The organism is Nonomuraea sp. bgisy101, assembly GCF_057708945.1.
The window spans coordinates 130,164-151,964 of sequence record NZ_JBYITD010000016.1 but is presented as its reverse complement, the minus strand read 5'-3'; the positions used below and the strand labels follow the sequence as shown (position 1 = coordinate 151,964).

The 21,801-nt window shown below is 71.9% G+C and carries 16 protein-coding genes; 11 read left to right on the top strand and 5 right to left on the bottom strand.

The annotated features are described in order from the left end of the window. Positions 1-66 precede the first annotated feature (66 nt). Genes AC3EO4_RS28865 through AC3EO4_RS28850 form a run of 4 tightly spaced genes read left to right on the top strand, consistent with a single transcriptional unit; the run spans position 67 to position 9,291 of the window. Positions 67-5,997: an amino acid adenylation domain-containing protein gene (locus AC3EO4_RS28865; protein WP_431898631.1), complete on the top strand. Its 5,931-nt coding sequence runs from the start codon at positions 67-69 to the stop codon at positions 5,995-5,997. Next, the gene (locus tag AC3EO4_RS28860; protein ID WP_431898630.1) at positions 5,994-6,230 is read left to right on the top strand and encodes an acyl carrier protein; all 237 of its coding nucleotides are present in this window, start codon (positions 5,994-5,996) and stop codon (positions 6,228-6,230) included. Before AC3EO4_RS28865 ends, AC3EO4_RS28860 begins: the two co-directional genes overlap by 4 nt. After that, complete coding sequence (locus AC3EO4_RS28855) at positions 6,227-7,474, top strand: condensation domain-containing protein (RefSeq protein ID WP_431898629.1); 1,248 nt, start codon at positions 6,227-6,229, stop codon at positions 7,472-7,474. Before AC3EO4_RS28860 ends, AC3EO4_RS28855 begins: the two co-directional genes overlap by 4 nt. Further along, positions 7,471-9,291, top strand: a complete 1,821-nt coding sequence (locus AC3EO4_RS28850; RefSeq protein ID WP_431898628.1) for a N,N-dimethylformamidase beta subunit family domain-containing protein — start codon at positions 7,471-7,473, stop codon at positions 9,289-9,291. The genes AC3EO4_RS28855 and AC3EO4_RS28850 overlap by 4 nt, the downstream gene beginning before the upstream one ends. A gap of 88 nt (positions 9,292-9,379) precedes the next feature. On the opposite strand, the gene AC3EO4_RS28845 is transcribed toward AC3EO4_RS28850, so the two are convergent. Next, positions 9,380-10,021, bottom strand: a complete 642-nt coding sequence (locus tag AC3EO4_RS28845) for a M15 family metallopeptidase (protein ID WP_379581126.1) — start codon at positions 10,019-10,021, stop codon at positions 9,380-9,382. A 12-nt stretch (positions 10,022-10,033) separates the two neighbouring features. Beyond that, positions 10,034-11,194, bottom strand: coding sequence for an ROK family transcriptional regulator (locus AC3EO4_RS28840; RefSeq protein ID WP_379581125.1), 1,161 nt, complete (start codon positions 11,192-11,194; stop codon positions 10,034-10,036). A 166-nt stretch (positions 11,195-11,360) separates the two neighbouring features. On the opposite strand from AC3EO4_RS28840, the gene AC3EO4_RS28835 reads away from it, so the two are divergent. The 4 genes from AC3EO4_RS28835 (at position 11,361) to AC3EO4_RS28820 (ending at position 16,224) form a co-directional block, all read left to right on the top strand. Then, complete coding sequence (locus AC3EO4_RS28835) at positions 11,361-12,695, top strand: extracellular solute-binding protein (protein ID WP_379581124.1); 1,335 nt, start codon at positions 11,361-11,363, stop codon at positions 12,693-12,695. A gap of 2 nt (positions 12,696-12,697) precedes the next feature. Next, positions 12,698-13,714, top strand: coding sequence for a carbohydrate ABC transporter permease (locus tag AC3EO4_RS28830; RefSeq protein WP_379581123.1), 1,017 nt, complete (start codon positions 12,698-12,700; stop codon positions 13,712-13,714). Next, a complete protein-coding gene (locus AC3EO4_RS28825; protein WP_379581122.1) occupies positions 13,711-14,562 on the top strand; it encodes a carbohydrate ABC transporter permease in 852 nt (283 codons plus the stop codon). The genes AC3EO4_RS28830 and AC3EO4_RS28825 overlap by 4 nt, the downstream gene beginning before the upstream one ends. Positions 14,563-14,793: 231 nt before the next feature. Next, entirely contained in the window at positions 14,794-16,224 is a 1,431-nt protein-coding gene (locus AC3EO4_RS28820) for a glycoside hydrolase family 3 protein (RefSeq protein WP_379581121.1), read from the top strand. Here AC3EO4_RS28820 and AC3EO4_RS28815 read toward each other — a convergent pair whose 3' ends face one another. Next, a complete protein-coding gene (locus tag AC3EO4_RS28815) occupies positions 16,225-17,385 on the bottom strand; it encodes an ROK family transcriptional regulator (protein WP_379581120.1) in 1,161 nt (386 codons plus the stop codon). A gap of 52 nt (positions 17,386-17,437) precedes the next feature. Here AC3EO4_RS28815 and AC3EO4_RS28810 point away from each other — a divergent pair, with 52 nt between their 5' ends. The 3 genes from AC3EO4_RS28810 to AC3EO4_RS28800 all read left to right on the top strand — a co-directional run bounded on the left by AC3EO4_RS28810 (position 17,438) and on the right by AC3EO4_RS28800 (position 20,671). After that, positions 17,438-19,267, top strand: a complete 1,830-nt coding sequence (locus AC3EO4_RS28810; RefSeq protein ID WP_431898627.1) for an endonuclease/exonuclease/phosphatase family protein — start codon at positions 17,438-17,440, stop codon at positions 19,265-19,267. Between the two features lie 8 nt (positions 19,268-19,275). Further along, the gene (locus AC3EO4_RS28805; protein ID WP_354906673.1) at positions 19,276-19,725 is read left to right on the top strand and encodes an RrF2 family transcriptional regulator; all 450 of its coding nucleotides are present in this window, start codon (positions 19,276-19,278) and stop codon (positions 19,723-19,725) included. Positions 19,726-19,891: 166 nt separating this feature from the next. Further along, a complete protein-coding gene (locus AC3EO4_RS28800) occupies positions 19,892-20,671 on the top strand; it encodes a DNA-formamidopyrimidine glycosylase family protein (RefSeq protein WP_431898625.1) in 780 nt (259 codons plus the stop codon). Positions 20,672-20,680: 9 nt separating this feature from the next. On the opposite strand, the gene AC3EO4_RS28795 is transcribed toward AC3EO4_RS28800, so the two are convergent. Continuing rightward, positions 20,681-21,037, bottom strand: a complete 357-nt coding sequence (locus tag AC3EO4_RS28795) for a helix-turn-helix domain-containing protein (RefSeq protein ID WP_354906842.1) — start codon at positions 21,035-21,037, stop codon at positions 20,681-20,683. Between the two features lie 259 nt (positions 21,038-21,296). Continuing rightward, complete coding sequence (locus AC3EO4_RS28790; protein WP_431898624.1) at positions 21,297-21,800, bottom strand: CinA family protein; 504 nt, start codon at positions 21,798-21,800, stop codon at positions 21,297-21,299. Position 21,801: the final 1 nt, after the last annotated feature.

The window sequence follows — 21,801 nt, the reverse complement described above, 5'->3', positions numbered from 1 at the left end:
CCACCTCAAGATCCGTGGTTGACTCCCAACAGTTAAGAACCTTTCCAGATTCGGGGGAAGGGATACGTGAGGCTTTCGTACGCCCAGGAACGGCTCTGGTTCCTCCAACAGCTCGACCCCGGCGATCCCTCGTACAACACCGCGTACGCCTACCGGCTGCGCGGCGATCTCGACCTGGCCAGGCTCGAGGCGGCCTTCACCGCCGTCGCCGCCAGGCACGAGGCGCTGCGCACCCGCTTCCCCGAGGTGGAAGGGCGTCCCGTGGCCGTCGTCGAGCCGCCGGGCCGCATCGCCTTCGAGGTCGTCGAGGGCGATCCGGAGAAGCTGGTGGCCGAGCGCACCAACGCGCCCTTCGACCTGGCCGCCAGGCCGCCCTTCTCCGTGACCGTCGTCCGGGTCGGTCCCTGCGACCACGTGCTGTGCGTGGTGCTGCACCACATCAACGGCGACGGCTGGTCGTTCAACGTGCTTCGCGCCGAGGTGGCGGCCCACTACGCGGGCGAGCCGCCGGCCGACGACCCTCCGCAGTTCGGCCCGCACCTGCGCGACGGCGACGACGCCGAGGACCTCCGGTGGTGGGTGGAGCGGCTGTCCGGAGCGCCGGTGCTCGAACTGCCGACCGACAGGCCGCGCCCCCCGCAGCGAGGTACGGCGGGCGGCGAGGTGCTCTTCCACCTGTCCCCCGAGCTCGTGGGGCGGGTGGCCGCGCTGGCCAGAGCCGCGCGGTGCACGCCGTACATGGTGCTGCTGGCCGCCTACCAGGTGCTGCTCGCGCGGCACAGCGGGCAGGACGACTTCTGCGTGGGCACCCCCTCAGCCGGGCGGGCCAGCACGGAGCTGGAGGGGGTGATCGGCTACCTGTCCACGATGATGGTGCTCAGGTGCGACCTCTCGGGCCGGCCGAGCTTCTCCGAGCTGCTGCGCCGTACCAGGAAGTCGGTCCTGCGGGGACTCGCCCGCCAGGAGGTGCCGTTCGAGCGGCTGGTGGGCGCGCTCGGGCTCGAACGCGACCTGAGCAGGACGCCGCTGTTCCAGACCATGTTCGCGCTGCACACCCAGGGCGAGATCGACGAGCCGGTTCCCGGGCTTTCCGCCGAGCCGTTCCCCATGGGCTGGCGGCCCGCGCGCTTCGACCTGTCGCTCGACCTGTACGACCTGCCCGACGGGCGCATGCTCGGCGTGGCGATCCACAGCGAGGAGCTGTTCGACAGGGCAACCGCCGAGCGCCTCATGGAGCGTTTCGCCGTGCTGGTCTCCTCGATCGTGGCAGACCCCGAGCTGCCGATCGACGAGCTCGACCTGCTGCCCCGAAGCGAGCGGGACCTGCTCGCCGCGTGGAACGACACGGCCGCCGACCTGCCGCCCGTCACGCTGGTCGACCTGGTCATGGCGCAGGCCGAGCGGACGCCCTCCGCGATCGCCGTCGTCTGCGGCGCCACCACGCTGACCTACGGCGAGCTGGTCGAGAAGGCGGGCCGCACGGCGGCCGCCCTGCGCGAGCGCGGCATCGGCAGGGGCTCGCTGGTCGCGGTCCGGCTCTCGCGCGGCGCCGACATGCTGGTCGCGCTGCTCGGCGTGGCCATGTCGGGCGCCGCCTACCTGCCGGTCGATCCCGACTACCCACAGGCCAGGGTCTCCTACGTGCTGGAGGACTCCGGTGCGGCCCTCGTCCTCACCGACGAGGACCTCCCCTCCGCCGCGTCGGCCCACGTGTCGCCGCCGCGGCCCGACGACACCGCCTACGTGCTCTACACCTCCGGCTCCACGGGCCGGCCCAAAGGCGTGGTCGTCCCGCACCGCGCGCTGACGAACTTCCTGCTCGCCATGCGCACGCTCGTCGACTCCTCCCCCGACGACGTCTGGCTCGCGCTCACCTCGCTGTCCTTCGACATCTCCGCGCTGGAGCTCTACCTACCCCTGATCACCGGCGGCAGGGTGGTGGTCGCCGACTCCGACACCGCCCGCGACGGCGCCGCCCTGTCCAGACTGATCGCCGGCAGCGGCGTCACCCACGTCCAGGCGACGCCGTCGGGCTGGCGGGTGCTGCTCACGGGCGAGCTGCCTGCGCTGACCGCGCTGGCGGGCGGCGAGCCGCTGCCGCTCAGGCTGGCGGCGGAGCTGCGCGACCGGGTGGACCGGCTGATCAACATGTACGGCCCCACCGAGACGACGATCTGGTCCACCGCGTGGGAGGTGCCGCGTGACCCCGAGCGGGTGACGATCGGCCGGCCCATCGCCAACACCACCGTCCACGTGGACGCCCCGATCGGCGTTCCCGGCGAGCTGCTGATCGGCGGCGCGGGCCTGGCCACCGGCTACCTGGGCCGCCCCGACCTGACCCAGGAGCGGTTCGTACGGCACGCCGGCGAGCGCGTCTACCGCACGGGCGACCTGGTCCGCCGGCTGCCCGACGGCACGCTGGAGTTCCTCGGCAGGACCGACAACCAGGTCAAGCTGCGCGGCCACCGCATCGAGCTGGGCGAGATCGAGGCCGTCCTCGAAGCCCACCACGGCGTCACCCAGGCGGTCGCGGCGGTCCAGGACGACCTGCTCGTCGCCTTCGTCGTCGGCGACCCCACGGGCGTCAGGGAGCACGCCGCCGAGCAGCTGCCCGGCTACATGCTCCCCTCGTCCGTCGTCGCCCTCGACGCCCTGCCCCTCACGCCCAACGGCAAGGTGGACCGCAAGGCGCTGCCGAAGGCGGGCGCCGTCGCGCCGCGCGCCTTCACCCCTCCGCGCACACCCCACGAGCGTCTGGTCGCCGACGTCTTCGCCGACGTGCTCGGCGTGCGGGACGTCGGCGCGGACGACGACTTCTTCGCCCTCGGCGGCCACTCCCTGCTGGCGACCGTGGTCACCTCCCGCCTGCCTGTCAGGGTGCCCGTGCGCGAGCTGTTCCTGCGGCCGACCGTCGCCGCGCTGGCGGCGCTTCTCGACGCTCCCCCGGGGGAGGAGGGGCCGCGGCCCAGGCCGCCCGGCGCGCCGGTGCCGCTGTCCCGCAACCAGGAACGTCTCTGGTTCCTGCACAGGCTCGACCCCCGCGACGCCGCCTACAACATGTGGATCGTCCGGCGGCTGCGCGGCCCGCTCGACGTCGCGGCGCTGGGCCGGGCGGTGGACGCGCTGGCCGCCAGGCACGAGAGCCTGCGCACGCGCTTCCCTGAGGAGGACGGCGTGCCGTACGCGCTCGTCGAGCCGCCGGGTCACGTGCCCGTGGAGATCGTCACGGGTGACGCGGAGAAGCTGGTGGCCGAGCGCACCAACGCGCCCTTCGACCTGGCCGCCGCTCCGCCGTTCAGGGTGACGCTCGTCAGGGTCGGGGCCGAGGAGCACGTGCTGTGCGTCGTCCTGCACCACATGCTCGGCGACGGCTGGTCGCTCAACGTCCTGCTCGACGACCTGGCCGCGCTCTACTCGGGCCGGGCGCTTCCCGAACCGCCGCTGCAGTTCGGCGACGTGGCGCGCTGGCAGCTCACCCAGGACTCCATGGCCGCCTACTGGGACGCCAGGCTCGACGGCAGGCAGCCGCTCACGCTGCCCACCGACCGCCCGCCGTCCGACGGGCCGCGAAGGGCGGCCTTCCACACGGTGACGCTTCCCGTCGCCGCCGTTCCCCGGGTTCGTGGCGCGACGATGTTCATGACGCTGATGGCCGCCTATCAGGCGGTGCTCGCGGCCCACAGCGGGCAGAGGGACATCTCCGTCGCGACCGTCACCTCCGGGCGCGACCGCGCCTCGCTCGACGGCGTCGTCGGCTACTTCGCCGACACCCTCGTGATCCGCGGCGACCTGACGGGCGCGCCCACCTTCGGTGAGCTCGTCGAGCGCACCCGCGACACGGTCATGGACGCCTTCGCGCACCAGGGGGCGCCGCTGGAGCGCGCGCCCTCGTTCGAGACCATGGCGATCCTGCACACCCAGGACGCAGGGCGGGTCCCCGCCGCCTTCGCCGGGCTGGAGGCCGGGCCGTTCCCGCACGGGTTCGCGCAGGTCAAGTTCGACCTCATGCTGGAGGCCTGGCAGGACCCCGACGAGCTGACCCTCGTGCTGTCCTACGACCGCGCGCTCTTCGACGCCGCCACGATCGCGGCCATGGCCGCCAGGCTGGAGCGCCTTCTCCTCCAGGATCCCTCGCTGCCGCCCCGGATCCTGTCCGCTGACGACCTGGCACTGCTGCGGTCGTGGGGAGTGGGCCCCGCCCAGGCCGAGGGTCCGTCCACACCCGACCGGCTGGCGCTCGCCGTGCGGGACAACGCAGGCCTTCCCGCCGTCGGCGATCTCACCTACGGCCGGCTCGACCTACGGGTCACCGAGCTGGCCGGTCTCCTGCAGGCCAAGGGGGTACGGCGGGGCGACCTCGTCGGCGTGTGCCTCGACCGCTCGGCCGACGCCGTCGCCGCCCTGCTCGCTGTGTGGCGGGCGGGCGCCGCCTACCTGCCGCTCGACCCCGCCCACCCGCCCGCGCGCCTCGGCCACCTGCTCGCCGACAGCGGCGCGACCCTCGTTCTCACCTCGGCCGACCTGGCCGGGCGGCTGCCCGAGGGGACGCCGCTCGCCCGCACCTGCGAGCCGCCCGCGCCCCTCACACCCGTCGCCCTGGCCGAGACCGCCTACGTCCTCTACACCTCGGGTTCCACCGGCACCCCCAAGGGGGTCGTCGTCAGCCACCGCAACCTGGCCGCCCGCGTGGCGTGGATGAGCCAGGAGTACGGCCTCGCTCCCGGCGACCGGATCACACAGTTCGCCTCGCTCGGGTTCGACACCCACGCGGAGGAGATCTATCCCGCGCTCGTCTCGGGCGCGCAGGTCGTCGTGCTGCCCGACGGCGCCGTCACCCTGCCCGACCATCTGGAGGGCGTGACCGTCCTCGACCTGCCCACGGCGTACTGGCACCACCTCGTCGACCAGATCGACGCGATCTCCTGGCCCTCGACGCTGCGGCTGGTCATCCTCGGCGGCGAGCAGGCGCACGCCTCCGCCGTCGCGCGCTGGCGGGCCCGTTTCGGCGACGCCGTACGGCTGGTCAACACCTACGGCCCGACCGAGACGACGATCATCGCCACGGCGGCCGACCTCGACGACTCTCCGGGCTCACCGCCCATCGGCCGCCCGATCGCCTGCACCACCGCCTACGTCGTGGACGCCGAGGGCAGGCTCGCCCCTCCCGGCGCCCCCGGAGAGCTGTGCGTCGGCGGCGCGGGCGTCGCCGACGGCTACCTCGGCCTGCCCGGCCTGACCGCCGCCCGCTTCGTCACCTTCACCGGCGACCGCCTCGCGGAAGCAGTGCGGCCGGACGAGGGCCGCCTCCCCGCAAACCCCGCGCGTCCTGAGGAGCCCGGCGAGCGCGTCTACCGGACGGGCGACAGGGCGCGCTGGCGCGGCGACGGCCTTCTGGAGTTCCTCAGCCGCCTCGACGAGCAGGTGAAGGTCAGGGGCCACCGGATCGAGCCCGCCGAGGTCGAGGCCCGCGTCATGACGCACCCCGGCGTGAGCGCGGCCGCCGTCGCCGCCGTGGGAGACACGCTCGCCGGCTACTTCACGGGCGAGGCCGACCCGCGCGACCTGCACGACCACCTGGCGGCCACGCTGCCGCCGTACCTGATCCCCACCCGCTGGGTCCGCATGGACCGCCTGCCGCTCACCCCCAACGGCAAGGTCGACAGGGCCGCGCTGCCCGAGCCCGAGGCCGTCCACGCGGAGTACCTGCCGCCGTCCACCGACGCCGAGCACCTGATCGCCGAGGTCTTCGCCGAGGTGCTCGGCGTGGAGAAGGCAGGAGTGCACGACGAGTTCTTCGCGCTCGGCGGGCACAGCCTGCTCGCCGTCCGCGTGGTGGCAAGGATCCGCGCCGCGATCGACCTGGACGTCCCGATCCGCACGCTCTTCGCCCGGCCGACGGTCGGAGCGCTGGCCCAGGCGGTCGAGGAACTGCTGGTGGCAGAGCTCGACCAGATGTCCGACGAGGAGGCCGAACGCCTCGCCAGGGAGCTGACATGATCAAGGAAAGACTCGCCGAGCTGGTCGAGGAGGCCTCCGACGGCGCGCTCACCGCGCCGGAGGCGCTCTCGGCGACCGTGCCGCTGTCCGCGCTCGGCCTGACGTCGGTGGGGCAGATGCGCCTCATCGACGCGATCGAGACGGAGTTCGGCGTCGAGGTCGACCTGACCGAGCAGGGTCTGGAGTTGCTCGACGACCTGGACCGGCTGGCCACGCACCTCGAGGCCCGATGAACGTCGCGTTCTCGGCGGCCGACGAGGGCGTCGCGCCGCTGACCTGGGGGCAGCGGGCCATCTGGGACGCGGTGCTCAACACCGAGCCCGACGACCACTACTTCAACTTCGACAGGGTGGTGAAGGTCCCCGGCACCAGGACCGTGCCCGAGGTCCTGTCGACCGTGAAGGCGCTCGTCGAACGGCATGGGGCGTTCCGCACCAGGCTGGGCGAGCGGCGGGAGCCGTACCAGAGGCTGGAGCGGGAGGGGCTGCTGCCCGTCACGTTCGGCGACCCGCCCGCCACCAGGTTCGACTACGAGCGGGAATGGCCGCTGCGAGTCGGGCTGGTCACCGAAGGCGACAGGGTCACGCACCTCAAGCTGGTCTTCTGCCACCTGGCCGCCGACGGAGCGGGAGCCGAGGTGGCCGTGCGCGACCTGCGGATGCTGCTGCTGGGCAGGCCGCCGTCCACGCCCGCCCCGCGCCCTCTCGACCTGGCCACGTGGCAGCGGAGCGAGGAGGGCAGGCGCGTCGCCGCGACGGCGGCGGCGCACTGGGAGCGCGAGCACCGGCGCATCGCCGCCTCGATGTTCCCCGCTCCCGCCCCCGGGGCCGAGAAGGCCGCCGGACCGCCGATCTGGCGCGCCCTGCTGCGCTCGCCCGCGCTGGACCTCTCGGTGCGCTCGATCGCCGCCGCCCACGGCGCCTCCACCTCCACCGTGCTGCTCGCCGCCGTGGCCGAGTTGGCCGGCCGCCACACAGGGCAGGAGATCAGCTCGGTGCTGACGATCGTGAGCAACAGGTTCAGGCGCGACACGATGAACGTCGTCAGCACGCTGTCCATGGAGGGCCTGTTCACGCTCGACACAGGCCGCCCCTTCGCGGAGGCGCTGCGGGCCGCCGGCACCGCCGCGCTGCGGGCCTACCGCAGCGCCTACCACGACCCCGCCGACAGGGACAGGATCGTCGCGGCCGAGAGCGCCAGGCGGGGCGAGCCCGTCCACCCGCACTGCTGCTTCAACGACATGCGCTTCGCCGACCCCGGACCGGCCGCCGCCGGGCCCGACGAGATCGGCAAGGCGCGCGCGGAGACCACGCTGACCTGGCCGCTGAGCCAGGACGAGCTCGACTGCCGCTTCTGCGTGCACGTCACCACCGAAGGCGTCTCCCTGACCGCCGACACCCGCTACCTGCCCCGGCCGAAGATGGAGCGCTACCTGTTCGACCTGGAGGACCTGCTCGTCGGAACGGCGGTCGGATGACCGTCCGCGCCTACGCCCTCGCGACCTCGCTCGCCCAGGGCGAGAGCCTCCGCTTCGTGCTCGACCGCCCCTCCCCCGTGGTCGTGAGCGACGCCACCGACGACCGCGTCGTTCACACCGGTCACGCCGGCACCGACTGGTCGCTGGAGATCCCGCGCTCCTGGCCGAGCTCCCTCTACGTGGCCCGCTTCGGTCCCGCGCGGCCGTGGCCGCGCTCGCTTCCCGGCGGCGCGCCCTGCCCCGACAATGAGGTCCACTTCGTCGTACGGCAGGCGGAGCCCACCGCCGCGATCCTGGTCAGCGTGCCGTTCACCACCTGGCAGGCCTACAACAGGGCGGGCGAGCCCGACCAGAGCGTCTACTGGACCGAGTCGCCCACCCGCGCGGCCAAGGTGAGCTTCGACCGCCCCGGCGGCGGCCCGCCTCCCGAGCGGTGGGAGGAGGGCCTGATGCGCTGGCTGCGGCGGTCGGGCTACGAGGTGGGCTACTGCTCCAACCTCGACCTGCACGACGGGCTCGACCTGCTGTCCAGGCACCGCCTGCTCGTGGTCAACGGCCACGACGAGTACTGGTCGGCGGGGATGCGCGACGCGGTCGAGGAGTTCGTCAGGCGCGGCGGCAACGTGGCCTTCTTCTCCGGCAACACCGCCTGGTGGCAGATGCGACTGGAGGACGGCGGCCGGACGATGGTCTGCCATCGCGACCCTGTCTCCGACCCGGCCGCCGACCCGCTCCTGGCGACGGTCGAGTGGTCGGCCGCCTACCGCCCCGAGAACACGCTGACCGGCGTCAGCTTCCGCGCGGGCGCCGGGGCGTGGGGCGAGCACATGCCCCGCATGCTCGAGGAGTCGTACACCGCGCGGTTCGCCGGGCACTGGGCCTTCGAGGGCACGGGGCTGACCGACGGCGACAAGTTCGGCCAGGGCTGCCTCGGCTACGAGACCGACGCGGCCGAGTTCGAGGAGATCGGCGGGGTGCCGAGGGTGACGTGCCGTGACGGCACGCCGTCCTCCTTCGTCGTGCTGGCCACCGCGGACCTGCGGCACTGGAGCACGTACGGCCAGGGCGGCGCGGCCACGATGGGCGTGTTCACCAGCGGCCTCGGCACGGTCTTCACCGTGGGCACCGTGAACTGGGGCAACACGCTGCACGACCCCGTGGTCGCGCGCGTCACCCGCAACGTCCTCGACCGCCTGTCGCGGCCGCTGTCCCCGTCATGGGAGGTGATCGGCCCTCCCGCCGACGTCCAGGCGCTCGCGGTGGTGGGGCGCAGGCTGCACGCCGTGGACGGCGAGGGGGTGCTGCTGGCGCGGGAGCTGTGCGGGCAGAACCTGGCGTGGCAGCCGCTGCCCGGAGCGTCGGCGGTCGTCGGGCTGGCCGTCCCCAGGGAGGCGGCGGGCGGCGTGGGTGTCGCCCTGTACGGCGTGACGGCGTCGGGTGAGCTGCTGTACAGGGAGGGGGAGGCGTGGCGTCCTGTCGGCCCCGCCCCGCGTGAGGCGGTGGGGCTGGCGATCGCCGACTGCGCGTTCTACGTGGCGACCGCGTCAGGGTCGCTGTGGCGGCTGCCGTTCGGGGCGGCCACGTGGGAGGACGACGGGTCGTCCGCGGGGGCGGTGTCCCTGGCGGGCATGAACGGCAGGCTGTACTCCTTGGACGCGGCGGGCGTCCTGCGCACGCGGATCCCGGGGTCGGGGTGGGAGGAGCACGCGACCGCGGTGCCGGGCCGGGCCCTCACGGCGCATGCGGGACTGCTGGTCACCGGCGGTCCCGACGATCCTCTCCGCTGGCACCCCGCCCGCAAGCCGGCGGTCCGCTGACCACCGCGGGCACCCCGACAGGGGCCGGCCTCGGAAGGAGCGCACACGAAGGAACCCCGGCCCGCGGGCCGGGGTTCGGACGGCGCGATCAGCTCAGGTCCGTCGGACCGTAGAGGGCGTGTGGAGCCCCGGTCGACATCGCCCAGTACCGGTCGCCGTACGACCAGTGCCACCACTCGGTCGGGTAGTTCACCAGCCCGACCTCCTCCAGCGCCGCCGTCAGGATCTCCCTGTGCCCGCGGGCCCGCGGCGAGATGTTGGCGGCCCCCGTGTAGCAGGCCCCTTCGCTCTGCTCGGGGTTGTCGTTGACCGCCGTCCCCATGTCGTACTCCTCCCCATCGGGCGAGCACAACGTCAGGTCCACCGCCGCTCCCGCCGTGTGCGGGGCGACGGACACCGGCGAGACGTAGCGGCTGGCCGCGGCGTAGGCCTCCTCCGCCGACATGGCGGGGAAGTCGGCGACCAACTGGTCGCGGTACTCCTCGAAGTACCGGCGCTGCGTCGCGATCGGCCGGTACCCCTCGACGATCAGCAGCTCGAACCCCGAGGGCAGCGACGCCTTCTCCAGCCTGGCGAGCAACCCCGCGCGCAGGTGCGCGTAGGCACCGTCCGCGTCCGCCAGACGCGAGTCGACCCTCAGCCTCCCCCGCACGTCCTCGAGCGGCTCGCCGCACTCCTGCACGGGAATGGTCGCCACCCGGGGATCGGAGATCAACACGATGTCACGCATAGTCGAAAATTCTCACACAGTGTCAGAGAAGACCTGCTCCCGGGCCTGCTCCAGCGCGGCGACCAGGGCCCCGCGCAGCACCGGGTTGCCGGCCACCGCCGTCGCCGCGACGCGCGGCTGGCTCGGGCACACCTTGGCCACGGCCTGCTCCACCCGTTCGGCCAGCGCCTGCCCGCCCGCCCTGCCGAGGTCGCCGCTCAGGACGATGAGCCCGGGGTCGAGGACCACGGCGACGGCGGCGACCCCGACGGCCAGCCGTGCCGCGACCTCCTTCAGGTAGGCGTCGTTGCCCTGCGCGCTCGCCGTGCGCACCTGGTCGGCGACGCTCATGCCTGCGATGCCGTACGTCTCGGCGAGGCCTTCCAGCGCCTCCTTGCCGACCAGCCGCTGGAACGAGCCCGACTGCGGGTGGGAGACGTCGACGGGCAGCGGCTCGCCTGGCACGGGCAGCCAGCCGATCTCGCCCGCGCCGCCGGTGATGCCCCTGTGCAGCCGCCCGCCGAGCATGACGCCGAGTCCCTGCCCGACGCCGGCCCAGATGACCGCGAAGTCGTCGTGCCCGGCCGCGATGCCGTACCTGTGCTCGGCCAGGGCGACGAGGTTGACGTCGTTCTCGATGGTGACGGAGGCGCCGAGCCGTTCGCGCAGGCTGGCCAGCACGCCGACGTGCCAGGACGGCAGGTCGTAGGAGAAGCGCACGTCGCCGGTGCGCGGGTCGACGACCCCCCTGGTGCCGATGACGAAGGCGCGCAGCCGGGAGAGGCCGATCATGGCCGAGTCGCAGGCCCGCTGGACGGCGTCGTGGACGGTTCGGACCGGGTCGCGGCCGTCGGAGGGATCGACTGTGACCTCGACCACGACTTTACCTGTGATGTCGGCCACACCCACCGTGATGCTCTCGGGCAGCACCTCGAGGCCGGCGACGTACGCGCTGGAGGGAACGACGGTGTAGAGGGCGGCGTGCGGACCCCTGCCTCCCGCACGTTGCCCCGCCACCTCGACCAGGCCTCTCTCCTCCAGGCGGGACAACAGCTGACCTGCGGTCACCTTGGAGAGCCCGGTGCGTTCCCCCAGCTCGGCACGGGTAAGCGGCCCTTCGGACAGAAGGAGCTCCAGTGCCGTGCGGTCGTTCAATCTGCGCAACAACTGCGGGGTTCCCGGGTTCCGCGCCATGGGCGGCCCCTCCTCTCGTCACGATCCGCTAACGCCCGTTTTTTTTAAGAAAGTTTCTTGTTAGTTTAGCAGCAGTCAACCGAGGCCGGCGATCAAGGCTTCGGTGATCTCTACGGCATCGAATGAGCGCAACCCCCGACGCGTTAGCCGGGAAGGGAGAACCCTAGTGAAGATCGCGAAGATCACGGCCGCTACGGCGACCACCGCCGCACTCGCACTGGGCCTGGCAGCCTGTGGCTCGAGCGAGCCCGCACAGACCGCCGCGCCCGCCGCTTCCGGCTCCGCCGCCGCCTCCGAGGCCGGGCCCAAGTACGCGGGCAAGACCCTCAGCGTCTGGCGCCTTGGCGACAGCAACCCCGCCGCCGCCAAGTACATGGAAGAGCTGAACGCCGAGTTCAAGAAGCAGACCGGCGCCGACGTGAAGCTCGAGTGGATCCCGTGGCCGACGGTGAATGACAAGTTCGCCGCCGCCGCCACCGGCACGGGCGGCCCCGATGTCACCGAGATCGGCAACGACCAGGTGCCGCTGTGGCAGAGCCAGGACGCCCTGACCCCGGTGACCGACATCGCGCAGGCGGGCGACCAGGCGGCCATCCCGAAGAACCTGTTCGGCCTCGAGACCATCGACAACGAGGTCTACGGCGTGCCGTGGGGCGCGGGCGCGCGTGCGGTCCTCTACCGCGCCGACTGGTTCAAGGAGCTCAAGATCGAGGTTCCCAAGTCCTGGGACGAGCTCGTGACCGCGGCCAAGAAGATCCAGAAGGAGAAGGGCGCGGACGTCGACGGCTTCGCCTTCAACGGCGGCTCCGACGCCAACCACCTGCTCGGCGCGTTCGCCTGGTCCGAGGGCGGCGAGTACGCCGTCAAGGAGGGCGACAAGTGGGTCGGCAAGCTGACCGACCCGGCCTTCGCCAAGGGGTTCGAGACCTACACCGGCCTGGTGAAGGACGGCCTGTCCGGTAAGTCCCGCCTCACCCAGAACACGGTGGACATCCGCAAGCGCTTCGCCAACGACAAGGTCGGCATGTACCTGACCGCCGGTTGGGACCTGCCCGGCATCGAAGAGGACAGCAAGGGCAAGCTGAAGGGCGACAAGCTCGCCTTCTTCCCGCTGCCTGCCAAGACGGGCGGCGAGGCCCCCTCGTTCTTCGGCGGCAACGACATCGCGCTCTGGGGCAGCACGCAGCAGGCTGACCTGGGCAAGGAGTACATCAAGCTGGCCACCAGCAAGACCTGGGCGGACCGGTACGCCAAGGAGGGCGGCCTGCTGCCGATCTACCCCGACACGCTGGCCGCGCTGAACGAGGACCCGGCCCAGGGCCCGTTCGCCCGCGCGTTCGCCAAGGCCAAGGCCTTCCCCGCCGACCCGAACTGGACCGAGGCCAACGAGACCAAGGCCGTGCTCCAGAACGCGGCCAGGGCGGTCATCGAGGGCAAGAAGGACGCCACGACGGCCCTCGGTGACGCCAACAAGGAACTCGAAGAGATCCTGAACCAGTAGTAATGACGAACACGTCTACGATCGCCCGGGGCGGGGGGAACACCCCCGCCCCGGGGCGGCGCCGCAAGAGCTCCGCCCGCCCCACCCGGGCCAGCGGGCTCCCCGCATGGGCGGTCCCGTACGTCCTGCTCGTGCCCGGACTGCTGGTGATCGCTGGACTCCTGCTCTACCCCATGGTCCAGCTGACCGTCATGGCCTTCCAGAAGGTCGGACTGGCCCAGGTCAGAGGCACCAGGCCGGCGGAATGGGTCGGCTGGGACAACTTCCAGAGAGTCCTCGACAACGAGATCTTCTGGTCGGCCCTCCGCAACACGGTCATCTTCGCGGTCGTGGCGGTGAGCCTCACCCTGATCGTGGGAACCGCCGTCGGGGTGCTGCTGAACAAGCTGGGCAAGAAGATGTCGCTGTTCGTCGTCATCGGCTGCATGTTCGCCTGGGCCGTGCCGCCCGTCGCGCAGGGCGTGATCTGGCGCTGGCTGTTCGACGCGGACGCGGGCATCATCAACTGGGCACTGAACCTGCTGCCCGACGGCCTGTCCAGCCTCCTGTTCGGCAGGGCCGACTGGACGGGCGAGCCGTGGCTGAACGACGCGTTCACCCTCTACGTGGTGCTGGTCTTCTGCGTGGTGTGGGCCGGCTTCCCGTTCATCGCGGTCTCGGTGCTCGCCGGCCTGAAGGGCATTCCCGCCGAGCTCTACGAGGCGGCCAAGGTGGACGGCTCGGGCCCGTGGCGGACATTCAGGAAGATCACCCTGCCGCTGTTGAAGCCGGTTTTCGCCGTCCTGACGATCCTGTCGATCATCTGGGACTTCAAGGTCTTCAGCCAGCTCTACGTGCTGATGAACGGCCCGACCAACCGTGAGGCGTTCAACCTGTCGATGTACTCGGTGGCGGAGGCGTTCAAGCCGCCGCAGAAGCTCGGCAGCGGCGCCGCCATCTCCGTGATCCTGACGATCATCCTGCTGATCATCACGGTGGTGTACGTCCGGCAAATCGTGAAGCAGGAGGAAATGTCATGACTCCGATCGCCCGTAAGAGGCTCGGCAAGATCCTCCTCAACGGGGCAGGGGTCCTGGTCTTCCTCTACGCGACCTTCCCCGTCTACTGGATGGTCTCGACCGGCTTCAAGGCCAACGACCAGATCTTCACCACGGACTTCATCCTCTTCCCCACGCACTTCACCTTCGACCACTTCGCGCGGGTGCTCACCGAGGGCGTGGCCAACAACTCGATCTGGCTCTACATGCGCAACAGCGCGATCGTCGCGCTCGGCACGGTGCTGATCGGCTCGACGTTCGCGCTGCTGTCGGCCACGGCCATCGCGAGGTTCAGGTTCAGGGGCCGCGCGCCGTTCCTCATCGTGCTGCTGATCGTGCAGATGCTCCCCTCCGAGGGCCTGCTGATCCCGCTGTACATGATGGTCAAGCGCGTCGGCCTCGGCGACCAGCTCCTCGGCCTGATCGTCACGCAGGTGGCCCTCACCCTGCCCTTCGGCATCTGGATGCTGCGGACCTTCGTGGCCGCGGTGCCCAAGACCCTCGAAGAGGCGGCGTGGATCGACGGCGCGAGCCGGTTCACGACCTTCTGGAAGGTCCTGTTCCCCCTGGTCGCGCCCGGCCTGGTGGCGACGAGCATCTTCTCGTTCATCACCGCGTGGAACGACCTGGTCTTCGCGCTCTACCTGATGTCGGGCTCCGAGGGCTACACCATGCCCGTCGCCCTCCAGTTCTTCTTCGGGCAGAAGGGCGTCGACTGGGGCGCGATCATGGCCGGGTCGACGCTGATGACGATCCCCGTCGTCATCTTCTTCCTTCTGGTACAGCGCCGCATGGTCTCCGGCCTGGTGGCCGGCGCCGTGAAGGGCTGACCGACACACCCAAGGTGCTCGTACGGCTGTCGCACACCCTCCGCGGCGGCCGTACCTGACCCTGCCCACCAGCAGGGGGTACGGCTCGCGCCCCGGACAGCGGGCGTGCGGGCCGTACCGACTCCCCTGCCCACAGACCACCGCACACTCGCCCCCGCGGGCCCGGTTTCCCTCCACAACGAGATGGGCCGGCCGCAGAGGGGTACGACCGCCACAAAGGGGAGTTTTCAGATGAGCCAGAGTGATCGGGGGCTGCGCCGTCTCGCGGCCGGCACACTGCTCGTCGCCTTCAGGGGCACGACCGCCCCGGACTGGGTCCTTCGCGAGCTGGAGGCCGGTCTGGGCGGCGTCACGCTCTTCGGCTTCAACGTGGCCGACCCCGCCCAGCTGAGCGACCTCACCACGACGTTGAAGGGCGCGGGCGAGCCCGTCATCTCGCTGGACGAGGAGGGCGGCGACGTCACCCGCCTGGCCTACCACGTGGGCAGCCCCTACCCGGGCAACGCCGCTCTCGGCGCCGTGGACGACGTGGAACTGACCCACCGCGTCTACCAGGCGATCGGTTCGGAGCTGGCCGCCTGCGGCGTGAACCTCGACATGGCGCCGGACGCCGACGTCAACACGGCCGACGACAACCCGGTGATCGGCACCCGCTCGTTCGGCAACGACACCGCGCTGGTCGCCAGGCACACCGTCGCCGCCGTCCGCGGCCTGCAGTCGGTGAACGTCGCCGCCTGCGTCAAGCACTTCCCCGGCCACGGCGCCACGAGGGTCGACTCCCACCTGGCCGTTCCGGTCGTCGACGTCTCGCTGGACGTCCTGCGCGAGCGCGAGCTCGTGCCCTTCCACGCCGCGATCAAGGCGGGCGCGAAGTCGGTCATGACCGCGCACGTCGCGGTCCCCGTGATCACCGGGGACCAGCCCGCGACCCTGTCGGCCGCGGCGCTGACCGAGCTCCTCAGGGGTGAGCTCGGCTACGAGGGCGTCGTCATCACCGACGCGCTCGACATGCACGCGATCACCGAGAGCGTGGGCCTGGCCGGCGGCGCGGTGCGGACCCTGGCGGCGGGCTCCGATCTGCTGTGCCTCGGCCCCGTGCCGACCTACGACGACGTCCGGCAGATCATCGCGGAGATCGTCGCCGCGGTGGACGACGGACGCGTCCCGCTGTCGCGGCTGGAGGAGGCCGCCGCCCGCGTGGCCGGGCTGCGCGCCTGGTTCGGCTCGGACACGGCCACCGCCGTCGAGAAGGGCATCGGCCTGGACGCCGCCCGCAGGGCGGTCAGCGTCACCGGCTCGACCAACCCGCTGCGCGACCCGCTGGTGATCGAGATCGACACCCCGCCCACCATCGCGGTCGGCGACGTGCCGTGGGGCCTCGACCTGCCCAGGGCGGAGACGGTACGGCTCAAGCCCGCCGACGCCGATCCCGACACCCTGCTGCGCAGGGCCCACGGCCGCTCGCTCGTCGTGGTGGTGAAGGACGCCCACCGCTACACCGACAGCAGGGACCTGGTGACCGCGCTGGTGAGCGCCCGCCCGGACGCCACCGTGATCGAGATGGGCCTGCCGATCTGGCGGCCCGACAGCGCCGCCTACATCGCGACGTACGGCGCGGCGAGGGCGAACGCGCAGGCTGCCGTCGAGCTGCTGACCGCCTGATCAGGACGCGAAGATCTCCTCGCGGGCCTGGTCGAGGGCCGCGAGGACGGCTCCGCGGAGCACGGGGTTGTCCTCCACGGAGCTGGTGACGACCTCGGGCCTGATCGGGCAGATCCTGGCCACGGCCTCCTCCACCCGCGTGGTGAGCGCCGAGCCGCCCGCCTTCCCTACGTCTCCGCCGAGCACGACGAGCCCGGGGTCGAGCACCACGCACACCGACGCCACGCCGAGCGCGAGCCGGTGGGCGATCTCGTCGAGCAGCGGCGCGCCCGGCTCGCCTGCGGCGACCGCCTCGGCGACGCCGTCGAAGCCGTAACTCTGGGCGAGCTCCTGCACCGCGACCGCGCTGACGAGCGACTGCAGACCGCCGGCCAGGGACGGCAGCCTCCCCGGAACGGCCCTGATGTCCTCGGCGAGCGGCACGCCTGGCACAGGCAGGTAGCCGATCTCGCCCGCGCTGCCCGACCTGCCCCTGTGGAGCTTGCCGCCGAGCATCACCGCGAGGCCGAGGCCGCGGCCCGCCCACAGCAGCACGAAGTCGTCGACGCCCTTGGCCGCGCCCGTCGCGCGCTCGGCAAGGGCGGCGAGATTGACGTCGTTCTCGATCGTGACCTCGCGCTTGAGGTCGCCCGCCAGCGCCTCGTGGATACCTTCGTGCCAGCCCGGCAGGTCGAAGGAGAAGCGCACGTCGCCGCTGCGCGGGTCGACCACGCCCGGCGTGCCGATCACGACGCCGCGCAGCTTGGCCAGGCTGACCTTGCCGCTGCGGCAGGCCTTGACCACGGCGCTGTGGACGACGGAGACGGGGTCGTCGCTGCCGTTGGGCGCGACCGTGACCTCGGCGATCGTGCGGCCGTGGATGTCGGCGATCGCGGTGGAGACGAACTCGGGCCCGACGTCGAGGCCCGCGACGTAGGCGCTGGAGGCGACCACGGAGTAGAGGGCCGCGTTGGGACCGCGCCCTCCCGCCTGCTCGCCGACCACCTCGACCAGGCCACGCTCCTCCAGCCTCGCGAGAGTCTGGGAGGCGGTCACCTTCGACAGGCCGGTGTGATCGCCGATCTGGCCGCGGGTCATGGGCCCTGTCGCGAGCAGCAACTCCAATGCGGCCCGGTCGTTGATCTCCCTCAGCAACCTGGGCACACCAGGACGTCGCTCCACGTTCAAAGCTTAGCCCCCTTGTCTGACGGCTCGCATGACGTGAGGATGGCTCATGGTCCTGCTCGCCTTAGGCCTCGCGCTCCTGTGTGAGGTGCTGCGCGTCTTCCTCCCTTCGCTGATCACCCTGTTCGGCCGCGCGGGCGAGACGCCCGCCGAGCTCATGGGCCTGTACGCCGCCGCTTGGTTCGTCCTGCCGTGCCTTGCTCCGCTGCTGCGGCCCCGCTGGTCGCTGCTCGGCGGCGCGGCCGTCCTGGTGGCGGCCCGGCTGGGCCTGCAGGCCTTCGACGGCGGCACGCCGCAGCTCGCGCTCGCCTCGGCCGGCGTCAGCGCGGGCCTGTTCTTCCTGTACGGCTGCGCCCGCACGCTGCCCCGCGCCGCCGTCCCCACCGGCATCGCGGCAGGCCTGGCGCTCGCGGTCACCGTCCATCTGCTGCTCGACGGCGTGGACCTGGTCTGGCGTGACGGCCTTCTCGCATGGTCGGCCGTCCTCACGCTGTGCGCCGCCTTCCTCGCCCTGGTACGGCAGGCGCCCCCGCCGTCCGGCGACCTCGCGCCGGGCACCGCCTGGTTCCTGCTCGGCCCCTCGCTGCTGCTCGTCGGCATGAGCGCCGGCCTGTCCACGGCCGCGTGGCACGACCGGCCGCTGTGGCTGGCCGCCTTCGCCCTCGGCCTCGCGCTCATGCTGTGGCCGCCTGCCTTCCCCTGGTCGGTGTTCGTCTACGCGGCCCTGCTGTGCGGCGGCACCACCGTGATGCTCACCACCGGCCAGGGCGCGCTCGTTCCCGTGGGCGTCGGCGGCCTGCTCGCGGCGGCCGTCCGCCATGAACGCGCGGCAACGCGTCCCGGCGCGGGGCTGCTCGGTGGCGGGCTGGTGTTCCTGGTGGGCGTGTTCGGCTACTACGCGGCCTACGACATGGACCTCGGCTTCCCCAACTCCGTCGTGGTGGTCCTCGTCGCGCTGGCGGCGGCCGCCGCGGCAGGGGCGGGAGCGACGGTGAAGGAGCCCGTGAGCCTCTCGTGGCGTCCGCTCGTGGCGGCGGTCGTGATCGCGGGGCTCGCTCTCGCGCCGTGGTGGCGGGTCTCGCCTGTCGTACGGGAGAAGCGGGACGCCTCGTTCACGCTCGTCGCCTACAACATCAGGATGGGCTTCGGGCTGGACGGGCGGCTGTCGCTGGACGAGATCGCCGCGTGGGCGGCGGGCGAGCGACCGGACGTGGTGCTGCTCAGCGAGGTCGACAGGGGCTGGCTGCTCAACGGGGGGCACGACGACCTCGACAGGATCGCGCGCGGCCTGGGCATGCGGGCCTACTTCGCGCCCGCGGCCGACCGGGTGTGGGGCGACGCGCTGCTGACGAACCTGCCGGTGAAGCAGCTGGCCTCGCACCCGCTCGGCAGGCACGGCTACCCGACGCTCGCCCAGGCGCAGGCGGCCGTGATCGAGGTGGGCGGCAGGGAGGTCGGCATCGTCAACACCCATCTGCAGTCGCCTCCCGGGCAGGCTCCCGAGGTGGCGGCGCTGGTGCGGAACCTGGCCTCGGGACTGAGCGCCGACGAGGCGGGGCCGAATGCCACGGGCCCCATGAGCGCGGGAGGCGACGCGAAGGCCGGAGCGCGGCGGCCCGTCGTCCTGGCAGGCGACCTCAACACCAGGCCGGGCGACCCCGAGATGCGCGTGCTGGAGTCGGCTGGTCTGTCCGATCCGCTGGCCGCGCTGGGTGATCCCGCCGCCTCACCCGCCGAAGCGCCCGTCGACAGGATCGACCACGTGCTGCTCACCGCGGGAATGGCGGCGGAATCGGCCGAGGTACCGCGCCTGCCGTACTCGGATCATCTGCCCGTGAAGGTGACCATGCGCATAACCAGTGTTGACCAGGAGGGATAATCGACAACATGCGCCTTTCCGCTCGTGTCGACTACGCCCTCCGTGCCGCCGCTGAACTCGCCGCAGCAGGGGCGGGCCCGACCACCGTGGGCGAACTCGCCAAAGAGCAGGACATGCCGCCCAAGTACCTGGAGAACATCCTGCTGCAGATGCGCCGTGCCGGGCTCGTCCGCGGCCAGCGCGGACCCGAGGGCGGCTACGTGCTGGCAAGACCCGCGGCGGAGATCTCTCTTGCCGACGTGATCCGCGCGGTCGACGGCCCGCTGGCCAACGTGCGGGGCGAGCGCCCCGAGCACGTCGGCTACCGGGGGCCGGCCGAGTCGCTCCAGCAGGTCTGGATCGCCCTGCGGGCGACCGAGCGGGCCATCCTCGAGGAGGTCACGCTGGATCATGTGGCGACCGGCGCGTTGCCTGAGAGCGTGCGGTCGCTGGCCGCCGACCCCGCCGCCTGGGACTGACGTCCCGCCCACCGGAACAGGGCGAGCGCGACAAGCTCGGGAGGAACGGCATGGCGAGGACCGCGGACCCTCAGCGGCGTTCCGATTTGCCCGACGCGATCGTCGACCACCTGGCCGTCGCCAGGCTGATCCGCGAGATCGAGGGGCCGGCCGGGGGTGAGCGCCCATGCCCGAGGGTGATGCCGTCTACCGGACGGCCGAGCGCCTGCGCCACGCACTCGACGGCCGCGTGCTGACCAGGTCCGACTTCCGGGTGCCGCGCCACGCCACCGCCGACCTGACCGGCCGCGCGGTCACACGCACCGAGTCGTACGGCAAGCACCTGCTGACCAGGGTCGAGGGCGGCCTGACCGTGCACACGCACCTGCGGATGGAGGGGAGCTGGGTCGTCATGCCCGAGGGGCGCCGGCTCCCGCAGGGCGACAAGGTGCGGCTCGTGCTGGCCAACGCCGAATGGCAGGCGGTGGGCGTCAGACTCGGGATGGTGGACCTGCTCAGAACCGAGCACGAGGACCGTGTGATCGGCCACCTCGGGCCCGACCTGCTCGGCCAGGACTGGGATCAGGACGAGGCGGTCGCCAGGCTGCGCAGGAATCCGGACACGACGATCGGGGAGGCGCTGCTCGACCAGCGCAATCTCGCGGGGATCGGCACGATCTACCGCGCGGAGACACTCTTTCTCAGGGGGGTGTCACCCTGGCGCCCCGTCGGCGCCGTAGCCGATCTCGACGGCCTGGTCTCGCTCGCCCGGCGGTTGCTGGAGGCGAACAAGGATCACGCGAGCACCATTACCACGGGTGACCGCCGTCGTGGCTTCGAGACGTGGGTTTATGGCAGGGCTGGGAGACCCTGCCGCCGATGCGGATCTCGCATCAGACGCGGGGAGATGGGGGCACAGCCACAGGAACGGCTGATCCTGTGGTGCGACCGCTGCCAACCGGGCTGAGCCCAGCCGTCAGGCGGCCACCATGTCCTTGACTTCGGGGAAGACCGAGTCGCCTATCGACCCGGGAACCGTCTCGGACAGCGGCAGGCGCTCTCGCTCCGGCACATCCGCCAGCACAGGAGCGGCCTGGAGCTCCGCCAGCGCGAACTGGTCGGAAACCTCACGCAACACCTGCGAAAGCGGCACGCCCAGTGCGCCGCAGATCGAGGCCAGCAGTTCGGACGAAGCCTCCTTCTGACCACGCTCCACCTCGGACAGGTAGCCCAGAGACACGCGCGCCAGCGTCGACACCTCACGCAGGGTGCGTCCCTGCCGCACCCTCAGCCGCCTCAGAACGTCTCCAAGAAGCTGACGCAGCAGAATCATCTGTCGCTCCCTCCCCGGCGCGGTGGTCTTCTTCACCGTGCCATGCGCGATCGGATCGTGCCGCCCGTTCTTTCTCTTCGCTTCGTACATACTCCTCGCCGTCATCATCGGGCGCCTGCGCGGATCGTTGGGCCCGCCAGCCTGGCTCGCGGGGCTTGCAGATGGCTCACGGACCTCACTCACAGCTCCACCGTACCTGTATCCACCGACACCGCGTCAGACCGTGGTTCGCATGTTCGCTGGGGACGTAACACGGTAATCACCCGGAATGTTCCCCCATGTTCGTCTTAAGCACACCTGCAAGGAGATCTACGGCCTCGTCCACGGTTCTCTGCCTGATGCGCCCACGCGAGCCGCCCCGCACCAGATCCCGGTGCCAGATTCTCCCCTCAGGGCCGCTCAGCGCCACGTGGACGGTCCCGACGGCCTTTCCGTCCTGCGGGTCGGGTCCGGCCACTCCGGTGACCGCCAGGCCGTACGTGGCGCCGCAGAGCCGGGCGACCCCGCGCGCCATGGCCGCGGCCACCTCGGGGTGCACCGCGCCCTCCCGTTCGAGCAGCTCCCCCGGTACGGCCAGCAGGTCCCGCTTCAGGTCGGTGGCGTAGGAGATCACGCCTCCCCTGAAGGCCGCCGACGACCCGCCCACCGCGGTGAAGGTCGCGCCGAGCAGCCCGCCGGTGAGCGACTCCGCCACCGCGAGCGTCGCGCCCTGCCGGACCAGCAGGTCGATCACCCCGGCGGCGCCCGGCACGTCGGTCCGCATC